Here is an 11,837-nt window from a genome sequence, read left to right as displayed (position 1 = left end):
GGGACCGACTCTTCTCAACTACCCTGTCGCGCCGGTGTGGTGAGGCTGTGCCACACCTGTGAGTGCGGGTGCGCGCCGTCCTGTGCGGGCAGGGCGGGCAGGCGCACGGTGAAGACCGTCCGCCCGGGCACGCTGTCGACGCTCACGCCGCCGCCGTGCGCGGCCGTCACGGCCTGCACGATGGCGAGCCCGAGGCCCGTCGAGCCGGTCGCCCGGGACCGCGCGGAGTCGCCGCGCGCGAAGCGCTCGAAGACGTGCGGCAGCAGCGCGGACGGGATGCCCGGCCCGTCGTCCTCGACGTCCACGCACAGCCAGGACCCGCTGTGCCGCACCCGCGCGGTGACGGTCGTACCGGGCGGGGTGTGGGTGCGGGCGTTGGCCAGCAGGTTGACCAGCACCTGCTGGAGCCGGGCGGCGTCCGCCGACACCGGCGCCGGTTCGTCGGGCAGGTCGAGCCGCCAGACGTGGTCGAGGCCGGCCGCGCGGGCGTCGCTGACGGTGTCCACGACGAGCGGGACGAGGTCGGCCCGCCCGAACTCCAGCGGCCGTCCGGCGTCCAGGCGGGCGAGCAGCAGCAGGTCCTCGACCAGCAGGGTCATGCGCCCCGCCTCGGACTCGATGCGGCCCAGCGCGTGCCGGGTGTCGGGGCCGACCTGTTCCCGTCCCCGGCGGGTGAGTTCGGCGTACCCGCGGATGGAGGCGAGCGGCGTGCGCAGCTCGTGGCTGGCGTCCGCGACGAACTGCCGTACCCGCGTCTCGCTCTCCTGCCGGGCGTGCAGGGCTCCGTGCACGTGGTCCAGCATCCGGTTGAGCGCGGCACCGACCCGGCCGACCTCGGTGTGCGGGTCGCACTCGGACTCCGGGACGCGCTCGTCGAGGTTCACCTCGCCCGTGTGCAGGGGCAGTTCGGAGACGCGGGTGGCGGTGGCGGCGACCTTGCGCAGGGGGCGGGTGGCGACGCCGACGATGACGGTCCCCGCGAGGCACGCGGCGACGAGGCCGGCGGCGGTGACGCTGGCCTCCACGAGGACCAGGGTGTTGATGGTGCCGGTGACGTCGGAGGTCGGGAGGGCGGCGTAGTAGCCGTCGCGGTACTCCACCCGGTAGTCGCCGAGGCCGGGGATCTGGACGGTGTGCGCGTCGTCGTCCCGGGGGACGGATGCCAGCGCGGCGCGCTGCGCCCGGCTCAGGGAGACCGCCGTCGTCCGGCTGAGGTCGGTGCTCCCGTCGTCCTTCCTGCCGTACTTGGCGTCGACGACGGCACCGCCCCGCACCTCGGCGACGATCGTGCCGCGCGGCTGCGGCCCGTGCCTGACGAACTCGTCGAGGTCCATCCGCTGCGGGGACCCGCCGCCGGACTCGGGCTCGCCCGGCGGCCCGAAGCCGGACACGCGCATCGCGACCTCGCGCACCTGCCCGTCCAGCTGCTCGTACAGGTGCGAGCGCAGCGCCAGCGTCGTCACCGTGCCGATCACCGCGCACACCACCGCGATCAACGCCACCGACGCGACGACGAGCCGCGTCCGCAGGGTCCGCGGCCGCGGCCGGCGCCGTCGGCTCACGAGACCGCGGGCTTGATCAGGTAACCGGCGCCGCGCCGGGTGTGGATCATCGGCTCGCGCCCGGCGTCGATCTTCCGGCGCAGGTAGGAGATGTACAGCTCGACGACGTTGGCCTGCCCGCCGAAGTCGTAGGACCACACGCGGTCCAGGATCTGCGCCTTGCTCAGCACGCGCCGCGGATTGCGCATCAGGAAGCGCAGCAGCTCGAACTCGGTGGCGGTGAGGTGGATGCCGTCACCGCCGCGGGTGACCTCGTGGCTGTCCTCGTCGAGGGTGAGGTCGCCGACGACGAGGACGGAGTCGGAGCGCCGGTCGGCGGCGCCCGAGCGGCGGATCAGGCCGCGCAGCCGGGCGACGACCTCCTCCAGGCTGAACGGCTTGGTGACGTAGTCGTCCCCGCCCGCGGTCAGCCCGGCGATGCGGTCCTCGACCGCGTCCTTGGCGGTCAGGAACAGCACCGGAACGTCCGGCAGGTCGCGGCGCAGCCGCCCCAGCACGCTCAGCCCGTCCATGTCGGGCAGCATCATGTCCAGCACGACGGCGTCGGGCCGGAACTCGCGCGCGGCCTGGACGGCACCGTGCCCGTCACCGGCGCTGCGGATCTGCCAGCCCTCGTAGCGCAGGGCCATGGACAGCAGTTCGGTGATGGACAGCTCGTCGTCCACCACAAGCACCCGGACGGGGCTCCCGTCCGGCCTCAGCAGTTCGGTGCGCCCCTGGGGCGAGGTCGTGGTCATACCGCACACGGTGTCGGGGCGCTCTGAGAGCACCCTTTCCCCGAGCTGTGATTTCTCTGAGAAACCCACAGGGTCCTCTCAGGGGCCTCACGGGCCCGCCACCGGCCGGTCGGCCTTCCGTCAGCCGCCGACCGGTCCGCACGGGACGCCGGCTCAGAACAGCCCGTCCTGGACCCCGGCGGCCCCCCTGAACTCCCGTACGGGAACCGCGCATCGGTCCCCCTCTGCGGCCACCAGCTCCCACCCCGTCATCAGCCGCGTGTCGAGCACGACGACCCCCCGCTCCGTCGCGAGATGCAGGTCCGGCCCGGCGACCGCCACCAGCTCACCCCCGACCGCGCCCCCCGCCACCAGCTCGACCACCTCCCCCACGGCTCCCGGCCCCCGCTCCCCCTGCGCCCCTTCCGCGAGCCCGAACGCCCGCACGTGATCCACGCACCGGAACGGCTCCGGCGTCAGCGACTCCGGCCAGCCCCCGAGCGCCACCGCCCGCCCGTGCAGCTCGGCGATCTCGGCCGCCCGCTCCCCCTCCGTCCCGGGCAGCGCGGCCCGCACCGCCCGCTTCCGGTCGTACGGAATCCGGTCGGGCACCCCCAGGGCGGCCCGCAGCAGCTCCTCGGTCCGCCGCGCGGCCATCAACGGCCCGGTCCCCAGCCAGCCGAAACACACGGCCCCCTGCTCCAGCAGCCGCGCCGTCCCCCGCTCCACCCCGGTGATCCCCACCTTGACGAGTCCCGGTCCGAACCACGCCAGGTACACCCGGTACGGCCGCGGGTCGTCGGCGATCGTGTCGGCGGCCACGGAGTGCGCCCGGTCCAGCCGCGCGCACTCCTCGCACCGCGCCCCCGTACTCCGCCCCGGCACGACCACCCCGCCCGGACACGCGTGCCCCCGCGCCCCGGTACAGGTCCGCACGCTCCCGGCCGGGACCCCGAAGGCCACCCGCTTCCCCCTGGTCAGCGCACTGCGCCGCCCACCGACCCACGTCAGCACAGGACCGCCGTCCACCCACCGCAGCCCCGCGCACTTCCATGCCTGTGCCATCACCCCGAGCGTACGAGCCGCCACCGACAACGCCGACAACACCCGATCGGCTTCACCACCGGGCAGCCCGAAAACGCGAGAGGCCCCGGATCTCTCCGGGGCCTCTCGTCTGTGTGCACTCGGCAGGATTCGAACCTGCAACCTTCTGATCCGTAGGCGGGTGCGCTAGCCCGCTGCAGTAGACAACCACGACGATCACAGCAGGGAGAGCCACCCGCAAGGTGCCTACGAGGTAGCTCATAGTGCGCCTCTGTGCGCCTCTGTTGATGTCAGTCGCTGATGTCAGGTGGTGGGGTCATACACCTGACTGTTGCGGCCCTGGCCGCGGCGTCATGGCTGGCGAGTCGGCGATCGTCGGAGGTTGCAGGGGATTCTGCTGCCCCTGGCCAAACCAGTAGCCGATGATGGCACCAGCGATGCCGGTGACCGGGGTGACGTAGAGAGCGAAGTCTTTAGCGGCAACCCCCGCGATCATCGCAACCCAAGGCGAAGCGATGATCGCGAAGACCACGGCCACCAGCGCCCAACCACGAACGCCCTCCGCGCGGCGGACGAGCCCAGCCTGTTCGAAGGCGAGGTCCGCCCGGTGCTTGCGGTCTGCAAGTTCCACTTCCCAGCGCCGCTCAAGCTCGCGTAGGCGGGCTTCGGCCTCAACTTCTTCCGGTGTCTCTGGGCGCTTGCCCAGGTGGAACGTGCTCCCTGCCCCCTCAGCCGCAAGTTGTTGGTTCCGCTCTGACAGAGCAGTCACCGTCTGTGAGAGCTGTTCGATCTCATCCACTTGCTGGCCGTACAGGCGAAGGCTGCTCTCCTTGTCTTGAAGCAGAAGCCGATGCTCCGTGATCCACTCCTGGAGGGTGTCCGGCATTCTGCCGATGCGCCACTCATGGGTGAACCCGTCGATCTCGTCCTCTCCTGAATTCTCTGCAGACACGAGCCTCCCCCTTCTCCGGCATGCATCGCCGGTACCGTACAGGCAGGAGGTAGGGCTCGATGGTCTGTTAGGCCACATCCTCCGGAGCTGCGGTTTCGTCCGTAAACCCGTGAGCTGCGGGGGCAGTCGCCCGCTGCGCGAGCCACCCTGACACCCTGGGGCCACCGTTTACGGCACTCCCCTCGTGAACCGTCCGGACGTGCCGGAAGCCGTGACTCAGGTAGTACGCCTGCAAGCCGACGTTCGTCGTCCAGGCGTCCAGGCGGAGCCACTCGGCACCCGCACGATGTCCACGGTCCCCGGCCCAATCGAGCAGCCGACCGCCAAGGTCCCTGCCGGCGTGCGTCCGGGCTACGGTCAGCTTGTTGATGAACAGGGAGGGTTCCTGTAGCTCGTCTGCGGTCCACAGTCCCTCTTCTGCTTCCGGGGTCAACGTGATCGTGGCCGCCGTGGCGTCACCGTCGCGCACCATGAAGACTTCCCCCGCCTCAATTGTGGCGAGCAACTTGTCAGCCGGATAGGGACGCTGCCACTGGTCGGTGCCGAGACGCGACAGCCAAGCCGCCGCCTCCTGCCGGAAGGCGAGCAGCTTGGCCAGGTCGTGCGGTTCCGCTGGGCAGATTCTCACTGAGGCTCGTTCTCTTCCCGGCCGGACAGGGAGCCGATCTCGTAGTTCATCTGGTTCAGGTCACCCCGGAAGGTGGTGACCGTGCAGCGGATCGGCCGATCCTCCGAGTAGCCGGTACGCGTCCAAAGCAGCACGGGCACCCCGGCGCCGATCTCCAAGAGGCGTGCCTCTTCAGGAGTCGGCATGCGTGCCGCGATCTCGTCGAAGTAGCCCACCTGCTCGATCCCGTGCGAGGCGAGATACCGGGTGGTCCCCTCTTCGATGTCGCCCGGCTCAGCGAGCCGCGGGGACCGCTCCACGAGCCACCCCGGATACCAGGTGGCTTGTGTCGACCACGGCACGTCATCGACGTACCGGTGGCAGAACCGCAAAACCGTGGTGGACCCCACGTCGACCTTCAGCCGCTCCGCCACATCCGCAGACGCCGGGGTCATCTCGACTCGGAACGTCTGGTGCGGACGGCGGCCGGCGTTCGTCACGTCCGTGCGATACGCGTCACCGTTCTGGGGGAAGCTCAGGTTCTCAAAGCGAGACGCGTTGAGCTTGAACACTTCGTGGGAGCGAACCTCGTAGCCGAGACCCTGGCTGGACGAGACGAGACCCTGGCTGACCAGGAGACTCAGCCCATTTCGCACAGTGTTCCTGGAAGCGTCAAAGCGCTTCATCAGCTCGCTCTCCGACGGCAACCGCGCGCCCGGCGCGTACGTGCCGCTGTCGATCTCTCGGCGCAGGGCATCGGCTACCTGCCGGTACTTCGGTTGCTTGCTCATGCCCCCATCATGACTCACTCGCTCAACTTGTTGGTACATGTGGGCCCCAATCCCTTGACGACTCACTGTCCGTGGGTGCAGCATCACTGCATCAGCTTGTACCAACAAGTTGAGCAAGCGGAGCAATTCCCTTGAGTTGCTTTCGCCTGCGCTGCTGCACAGGGCGGGGACGCTGCAATCCCGCTAAAGGCCAGGTGGAACAGGGTTTCGGCCCGTACTGGCGAGGTGGCCCGGTGACCGCGAGCAACGGCCGGAGAGTGGGGACACGGTCCCCCTTGCAGTGCTTCATCCCTGTTCGCTCGCCCTGAAAGGAACGCAGATGCATCAACGAAGACTTTGGGCGTCTGCCGTGATGGACCGGCCGGCGGCGCCTGGACAGGACCACGGTCCCCCTTCGGCGACGCAGCGCTGATGCTGCGGCCGGCTGCCTCTCCCGCCCGTCCGTTCCGCGCGCTGCGTGGGGACGTACGGGCGGGAGCGCGGGGAGCCGGATGTTCCGACTTCAACGGCGCGCGCCCCCGGAGTTGCCGCTCCGGGGGCGCTGTTCGGGCCGTTCCCGTCTGTGAGAGGAACACGACCCAATGAACGTCATCGTCACTGTTCAGGACGCTGTTACGGCGTTCGCGGACTTCATGGAGCCGACGGACGCGGAGCTGGACGCGATCGAGCGGGAGATGCCCGTCATCCTGGCGGACGTCGACCTGCTGGACGCGCACATCGTCACCCTCGACCGCACGCCGACCGAGCTGGACGCCCGCCGCATCCGCCGGGCCCGCCGCCGCGCCCTCGCCGCCCGCGTCGCGCTGCTCAACTCCACCGCGGCCGGTGCGAGCCTTCCCGGGGGTGCCGCGTGAACACCGACCGGAACCTGACCGCCGCGCACGCCGAGGTGAAGGCGGAGATCGCGCGGACGGACACGAAGACGGCGCTGCTGCTGGCGTTCGTCGGCGCGGTGCTCGCCGGCACGTGGTCGGTCGCCCGCGACCTGCCGCTGACCGCCCCCGCCTACGTCGCGGGCGGTACCGGGCTGGCGCTGTTGGTCGGTGCGGCCGGTCTGTTGCTGCGGTCGGTGCGGCCGAACCTGGGCGGGCGGCACGGCTTCCCCCTGTGGGCCACCCTCACCGCCGACGAGATCGGCGCCGCCGTCACCTCGGATCTGGCTGCCGACATCGCCGGGCTGTCCCGGCTCGCGGTCAAGAAATTCGCCTGCCTGCGCCGCGCGGTCGACCTCACCATGACCGGCGGCGCGCTGCTCATCCTCGCCGCCCTGCTCAGCCTCGGGGGTGCGGCATGAGGGACTACCTGAGTGAGGCTGCCGAGATCTTGCGCAGGGCGGACCGGGCGAACGAGTCCGAGCGGTACCCGAACGATGACCTGCGACTTCGCATCGCGCGTCAGTTCGCGGAACTCGCTGCGGTGGAGCGCGGGCAGCTTCCCGCCTCGGTGGTGGAAATGATCCTCGACCGGGTCAGGGGTGCGGCATGAGCCTTCACCGCAAGGGCCGCGCGGCCCTCGTGCTCGCGCTGGTCGCCGTGGTCGCCATGGCGTTCCGGGTGTCGTGGAACGCGCTGCGGGACATCGCCGGCGCGGTCGGCGCGGACGCCACGGCGGCGACGCTGTACCCGTTCGTGGTCGACGGCCTGATGGCACTCGCCCTGGTCGCCACCCTCGTGCTCACCGACGACGCCCGCCGCTTCGCGCTGCGGGTGCTCGGGGCGTACACGGTCGCCTCGCTCGTGCTGAACTACGTGCACGGGCTCGTGCCCGAGCTGCACGGCCGCACGGTCGACTGGTCACGGCTCGCGGAGTGGGACCCGGCGAACTGGGCGCTCGTGCTGCTGGCCACCTCGCTGCCGGTCGGGTCGATCTACTTCGGTTCCGATCTGGTCGCCAAGGTGCTCCACCACCGACCCACCCCGATCCCGGCACCGGTCGCGAATGTGGAGGAATCGACCGAGACCGACATGAAACGGTCTACGGCTGACCTCGCGGTATCGACCCCGTCGCCGATCACGCCGAACGTCACGGTGCTGCCGCGGCCGGTGGCCGTCGGCTTCCTGAAGTCGACCCTCCCGGCCAAGCCGCTCCCCTCGATCGCCCCACCCCCGGTCGCGCCGGTCAAGCCGATCGGACGGCGCGCGGTGGCAGCCGAATCGAGTAGGCCGCGCCGCGCCACCGGGCGTGTTCCGGAGGTGGCGAAGTCGACCCGGCCCAAGCGCACCCCTGAACAGTTGCTGGCCGAGGCGCGGGCGGTGACGGCCGACTGGCCGGACGCGAAGGTGACCGCCGAGGGCATCCGCCGCGAGGTCCGCACCTCGCCCGCGAACGCGCGGACGCTGCGGGACACGATCCTCGCCGAACGCGCCGCCGCCATGGCTGAGGCGGCGTGATGGGGGCGCTGCCGGTGTTCCGGTGGCGCCTGGCCCCGGACGGCTACGCCACCCGCCGACAGTTGCGTGCCCGCGGGCTGCGGCCCGGCGGGCAGGACGTGGCCGCACAGCTCGAACGGCCACGCCGCCGGCGCCCGCCCCTGGTCGCCTACCTCTACCGCGTCGACCTGGCCAAGCCGGTCCGGCCGATGACCCCGGCCCGGTGGGCGGCGCTCGCCGCCGCGAACCGGGCCCGCCGCACCTGCCCCGAGTGCCAGCGGGATGCGGGTTACGTCATCCCCGCCGCGCTCGGCATGTGCGTGACCTGCGCCTATCCCGAATCTTCCGACTCCCCGAGGAGTGCCTGACATGGGCAAGCCCGACACCCGCCGCCTGGACCGCGCCATCCAGCTCGCGAACCGCAAGCTGGCGGCCGTGCAGAACCGCGAGCTGTGGCCGCTGGACGGCCGCGAGCGCCGCGCGGTGATCGCCGGTCTGGCCGGCGGCGGCTACAAGGTCGTGCGCGGCAAGAGCCCCGCCCGCGCGGAACGCAAGCTGGAGACCGCCTGGAACGCGGCCGAGACCCGGCTCATCGCGGAGATCACGGCTCTGCAGGCCGAGCGGCAGCGGATCGTGTCCGAGGCCGCGAAGGCGAAGGCCGCCAAGAAGTCGTCCGGGTGGTGGTGACCGTGGCCAAGCCGCTGGAGACGCCCCCGGGTGAGTGCCCGCAGTGCTGGTGGCACGCCTACGACTCCCGCAACGCCCACCGCCATTTGGGGCCGCGCGAGGACTGCCCGGAGTGCGTTGACCACATGATCAACGGCTGCCCCTACCTCGTGCCCAAGAAGCCGTCCCGTTGGTGGTGACCACGCCCGCCGCGTGACCGGCGCCTGCACATCTCCTGCCCGGGGTGGCCGTCCCCTGCGACGGACCCGGCCACCCCGGCTCTCCCTTACTTCCGCCCCACAGGGGCAGTCAGGAGAACTCCCAGCATGTCTGAGAACGTCGTTCACCTGCACAAGAACCCCGACCCGCCGGCCGAATCGGCGAGCGTGACCACGCTGACCGTGGTCCCCAACCCGCCAGCGCCCGCGCCGGTGCCGCTGTGGGTACGCTCCGGCCGCGCCGTGAAGAGCGCTGCCACGCACGAGCGGACGAAGACGGTCGTCCGGGCGACAGCCCGGCACGGCCTCTACACCCTCAACGGCGGTCGGATCGTGGCCCGCCGCGCGTGGGACGGCCGGACCGGCGCCCGCTACGAGCGGATGATCCGCGCCGCCGAGGCCGCGGGGAACCTGGAAGCCGCGGAGGAGTGGGAGGAGCGGTTGCAGCGCTTCCGTACCGCCCGCCACCACCGCCGCATGGACCTGCTCCACTCCCCGGTCGACGCCGCCAAGGGCGTCGCCGTCGGCACGGGCATGAGCATCGGCGTCCTAGTCGCCCTCGGCATCGTCATGGCCATCAACACAGGTCAGGCCGGGGACGTGATCACGCCACTGTCGGCGACGATCGACTTCATCGCCCTGCTCATCCGCATCGTGCAGATCGTCTGGGGGCCGGCGCTGACGATCGGCCCGTTCCTCGCGCTGCTCGCCTTGTGGTCGGTCGGCCGCAAGCAGCACGCCGCCCCCGCCTGGGCGCTTCCCGCCAACGTCCGGGGTGGTGAGGGTGAGCCGATCACGCCGTCCATCGTGGTCAAGGCCCTGCGCGACCTCGGCGTCCCGACGCTGCGCAACGCCATCAAGGAGATGGGCGACGCCGGCGCGTCCATGCTGTCGCCGATCACCATCGCCGGATGCGGCGTGGAGGTCGACGTGACCCTCCCGTCCGGGGTGTCGACCGATGAGGTGCAGAAGCGGCGCAAGAAGCTCGCGGAGAACCTGACCCGGCACGAGCACGAAGTGTTCATCACCATCCCGCAGGCCGCGCGGACGGTGCGGCTGTGGATCGCCGACTCGGGGGCGCTGGACGAGCCGATCGGCCCGTCCCCGCTCGTCACCGACGAGACGATCACCGCCGACTACAAGAAGGGCAAGGCCCCGTGGGGCCGGAACCTGCGCGGGGACGTCGCGGAGCTGAGCGTGTATCAGCGGCATCTGCTCATCACCGGCCGCTCGAACCAGGGCAAGACCGCCGCCCTGCGCTCGCTCGCCCTGTGGCTGGCCCTGGACCGCTCCGTGCAGTTCTGGATCGCCGACCTCAAGGGCGTGGGCGACTGGAGCATGTACGACGGGATCGCGGAAGTGCTGATCGAGGGCCCGTCCGACGATCACGTCGTCCAGGCCACCGAGATGGTCGAGGACGCGGTGGAGGAGATGAACCGGCGGATCGAGGTACGCCGCACCGACCCGAGCGCGACGTTCCCGCCGCTCATCGTCCTGGTGGACGAAGCGCAGGTGGCGTTCATGTGCCCGGTCAAGGGCGACGACGGCCGCCCCTACGGCGGCGCCAAGGCCACCTCCCGCTACTTCATGGCCGTCCGCAAGATCCACAACCAGGGGCGTGCGGTCGACGTGCTGATGTGGCAGGGCACGCAGGACCCCACCGACCAGAACCTTCCCAAGCTGGTCCGCGAGGGCGCCCACACCCGCGCCTCCCTCGTCCTGGGCACCGAGACCCAGTCCCGCATGGCCCTGGGCGACAAGGCCGTGGACGACGGCGCCGCCCCGCACCTGCTGCGCCAGGGCCTGGACAAGGGCACCCTCGTCGTCGCCTCCGACGGCATCGAGATGCCGGCGGGCCAGTCCTCCATCACGGTCCGCACCCACTTCATCGACGACGAGCCGGCCGCCGAGATCGCGGAGCGGGCCAAGGCCCTGCGCGACGGCGTCACCACCCTGCGCGTGGTCGACCAGACCGAGGAGCGCGACGCGCTCGCCGACGTCGCGACCGTCATCGGCGACGCGCCCCGGCTGCGAACCAACGAGGTGCTGAAGCGGCTGCACTCGCTGGCCCCGAAGGTCTACGGCGACCAGTGGACCAACGACCGGCTCAAGAGCCTGCTGGAGGAACACGGCGAGGAGCCGAAGAAGTCGCACGGCGTCATGGTCGTCCACCGCGATCACGTCCTGCGGGCACTCGCCAACCGCGACACGGACGGTTCCGCTTCCGCCGCCGAGTAGCGGGGAGGCACGACCGTCCGGCCCGGGGAGGCGGGGAGAACTCCCCAACCCCCTCCCCGGGCCACCTCCCCCACGTTGATCAGCGAAAACACCGTTTCGGGGAGGCGGGGAGCCTACCTGCGCAGACCCCCGAAACCCCCTCCACACGGCACCCCGAAGGGTGTGCCACTGACTCCCCAGCCGAGCACCGGAAGGGATTCCGCATGTACCCCGACCACACCCCGCACCGCGTGCCCGCACAGCGGGCCGTAGAGGTCCACCAGCCGACCCCGCTTCCGCCCGCCGCCGTCGCCCCGGCGCCGGTCGTCGCGGTGCAGCCGGGCACGGTTCCGGCGGTGGCAACCATCGTCCTGCCGGACGGCCGTGTCGTCACCGGCTACGCCATCGACCCCGTCCGCCCGGAGCCGGTCACCGCCAAGTCGGCCGTCTCGCGGACGGCGGTGAACGTCGCCCTCGGGGGCGTCGGGTTCCTCGCGGTGTGCGGCGGGCTGCTGCTGCTCACCTCGTTCATCGCCGCCCTGACCGCGTTCATCGGCCAGCTCATCATCCTCGCCGCCGTCATCTTCGGCGGATGGATCGCCGTCCAGGTGCTCAGCGCGAGCGGCCACAAGGGCGCCACCACGGTGAACATCCGCCGGGCCGTCTTCAAGCGCAACCACTTCCACGGCTGACCA

General features: G+C 71.2%; 15 protein-coding genes. 9 read left to right on the top strand and 6 right to left on the bottom strand.

The genetic code is table 11. From position 1 onward, the window contains the following. Positions 1 to 14: 14 nt before the first annotated feature. The 6 genes from ACIRFH_RS07065 to ACIRFH_RS07040 all read right to left on the bottom strand — a co-directional run bounded on the left by ACIRFH_RS07065 (position 15) and on the right by ACIRFH_RS07040 (position 5,672). A complete protein-coding gene (locus tag ACIRFH_RS07065; RefSeq protein WP_403517670.1) occupies positions 15 to 1,562 on the bottom strand; it encodes an ATP-binding protein in 1,548 nt (515 codons plus the stop codon). After that, a complete protein-coding gene (locus tag ACIRFH_RS07060) occupies positions 1,559 to 2,299 on the bottom strand; it encodes a response regulator transcription factor (protein ID WP_030188895.1) in 741 nt (246 codons plus the stop codon). Before ACIRFH_RS07060 ends, ACIRFH_RS07065 begins: the two co-directional genes overlap by 4 nt. 153 nt (positions 2,300 to 2,452) lie before the next feature. Continuing rightward, on the bottom strand, positions 2,453 to 3,343 hold the full coding sequence (locus tag ACIRFH_RS07055) for a DUF2797 domain-containing protein (protein WP_403517668.1): 891 nt from the start codon (positions 3,341 to 3,343) through the stop codon (positions 2,453 to 2,455). A 295-nt stretch (positions 3,344 to 3,638) separates the two neighbouring features. Continuing rightward, positions 3,639 to 4,274 (bottom strand): hypothetical protein, encoded by a 636-nt coding sequence (locus tag ACIRFH_RS07050; RefSeq protein WP_403517666.1) that lies wholly within the window; start codon positions 4,272 to 4,274, stop codon positions 3,639 to 3,641. A 67-nt stretch (positions 4,275 to 4,341) separates the two neighbouring features. Continuing rightward, complete coding sequence (locus ACIRFH_RS07045; protein ID WP_403517664.1) at positions 4,342 to 4,902, bottom strand: GNAT family N-acetyltransferase; 561 nt, start codon at positions 4,900 to 4,902, stop codon at positions 4,342 to 4,344. Further along, a complete protein-coding gene (locus ACIRFH_RS07040; RefSeq protein ID WP_403517662.1) occupies positions 4,899 to 5,672 on the bottom strand; it encodes a GntR family transcriptional regulator in 774 nt (257 codons plus the stop codon). The genes ACIRFH_RS07045 and ACIRFH_RS07040 overlap by 4 nt, the downstream gene beginning before the upstream one ends. Before the next feature lie 581 nt (positions 5,673 to 6,253). Between ACIRFH_RS07040 and ACIRFH_RS07035 the strand changes: the two genes are divergently transcribed. From ACIRFH_RS07035 to ACIRFH_RS06995, 9 genes are all read left to right on the top strand, one after another. Then, a complete protein-coding gene (locus ACIRFH_RS07035) occupies positions 6,254 to 6,526 on the top strand; it encodes a DUF6284 family protein (protein WP_403517660.1) in 273 nt (90 codons plus the stop codon). Continuing rightward, entirely contained in the window at positions 6,523 to 6,966 is a 444-nt protein-coding gene (locus ACIRFH_RS07030) for a Pycsar system effector family protein (RefSeq protein ID WP_403517658.1), read from the top strand. Before ACIRFH_RS07035 ends, ACIRFH_RS07030 begins: the two co-directional genes overlap by 4 nt. Then, the gene (locus ACIRFH_RS07025; protein WP_403517656.1) at positions 6,963 to 7,157 is read left to right on the top strand and encodes a hypothetical protein; all 195 of its coding nucleotides are present in this window, start codon (positions 6,963 to 6,965) and stop codon (positions 7,155 to 7,157) included. Before ACIRFH_RS07030 ends, ACIRFH_RS07025 begins: the two co-directional genes overlap by 4 nt. Beyond that, complete coding sequence (locus ACIRFH_RS07020; RefSeq protein WP_403517654.1) at positions 7,154 to 8,062, top strand: DUF2637 domain-containing protein; 909 nt, start codon at positions 7,154 to 7,156, stop codon at positions 8,060 to 8,062. Before ACIRFH_RS07025 ends, ACIRFH_RS07020 begins: the two co-directional genes overlap by 4 nt. Further along, on the top strand, positions 8,062 to 8,409 hold the full coding sequence (locus tag ACIRFH_RS07015) for an RRQRL motif-containing zinc-binding protein (protein ID WP_403517652.1): 348 nt from the start codon (positions 8,062 to 8,064) through the stop codon (positions 8,407 to 8,409). The genes ACIRFH_RS07020 and ACIRFH_RS07015 overlap by 1 nt, the downstream gene beginning before the upstream one ends. Position 8,410: 1 nt before the next feature. Next, positions 8,411 to 8,728: a hypothetical protein gene (locus ACIRFH_RS07010; protein WP_403517650.1), complete on the top strand. Its 318-nt coding sequence runs from the start codon at positions 8,411 to 8,413 to the stop codon at positions 8,726 to 8,728. After that, positions 8,725 to 8,907, top strand: a complete 183-nt coding sequence (locus ACIRFH_RS07005; RefSeq protein WP_403517786.1) for a pRL2-8 — start codon at positions 8,725 to 8,727, stop codon at positions 8,905 to 8,907. The genes ACIRFH_RS07010 and ACIRFH_RS07005 overlap by 4 nt, the downstream gene beginning before the upstream one ends. Positions 8,908 to 9,033: 126 nt before the next feature. Beyond that, positions 9,034 to 11,163 carry an FtsK/SpoIIIE domain-containing protein gene (locus tag ACIRFH_RS07000; protein ID WP_403517648.1) on the top strand — a complete coding sequence of 710 codons (2,130 nt, stop codon included), beginning with the start codon at positions 9,034 to 9,036 and terminating at the stop codon, positions 11,161 to 11,163. Between the two features lie 203 nt (positions 11,164 to 11,366). Then, a complete protein-coding gene (locus tag ACIRFH_RS06995; protein ID WP_403517646.1) occupies positions 11,367 to 11,834 on the top strand; it encodes a hypothetical protein in 468 nt (155 codons plus the stop codon). Positions 11,835 to 11,837: the final 3 nt, after the last annotated feature.

It is taken from the genome of Streptomyces sp. NPDC093586 (assembly GCF_044764905.1).
Classification (GTDB): domain Bacteria; phylum Actinomycetota; class Actinomycetes; order Streptomycetales; family Streptomycetaceae; genus Streptomyces.
Note: the sequence above shows the minus strand (reverse complement) of the source record. Positions and strands in the feature narration are given on the sequence as shown.

Excerpts from the sequence above, each read along its gene's own strand:
- ACIRFH_RS07020 (WP_403517654.1), top strand. The coding sequence starts at position 7,154 with ATGAGCCTTCACCGCAAGGGCCGCGCGGCCCTCGTGCTCGCGCTGGTC.
- ACIRFH_RS07000 (WP_403517648.1), top strand. The coding sequence starts at position 9,034 with ATGTCTGAGAACGTCGTTCACCTGCACAAGAACCCCGACCCGCCGGCC.
- ACIRFH_RS07010 (WP_403517650.1), top strand. The coding sequence starts at position 8,411 with ATGGGCAAGCCCGACACCCGCCGCCTGGACCGCGCCATCCAGCTCGCG.
- ACIRFH_RS06995 (WP_403517646.1), top strand. The coding sequence starts at position 11,367 with ATGTACCCCGACCACACCCCGCACCGCGTGCCCGCACAGCGGGCCGTA.
- ACIRFH_RS07015 (WP_403517652.1), top strand. The coding sequence starts at position 8,062 with ATGGGGGCGCTGCCGGTGTTCCGGTGGCGCCTGGCCCCGGACGGCTAC.
- ACIRFH_RS07040 (WP_403517662.1), bottom strand. The coding sequence starts at position 5,672 with ATGAGCAAGCAACCGAAGTACCGGCAGGTAGCCGATGCCCTGCGCCGA.
- ACIRFH_RS07035 (WP_403517660.1), top strand. The coding sequence starts at position 6,254 with ATGAACGTCATCGTCACTGTTCAGGACGCTGTTACGGCGTTCGCGGAC.
- ACIRFH_RS07055 (WP_403517668.1), bottom strand. The coding sequence starts at position 3,343 with ATGGCACAGGCATGGAAGTGCGCGGGGCTGCGGTGGGTGGACGGCGGT.
- ACIRFH_RS07060 (WP_030188895.1), bottom strand. The coding sequence starts at position 2,299 with ATGACCACGACCTCGCCCCAGGGGCGCACCGAACTGCTGAGGCCGGAC.
- ACIRFH_RS07025 (WP_403517656.1), top strand. The coding sequence starts at position 6,963 with ATGAGGGACTACCTGAGTGAGGCTGCCGAGATCTTGCGCAGGGCGGAC.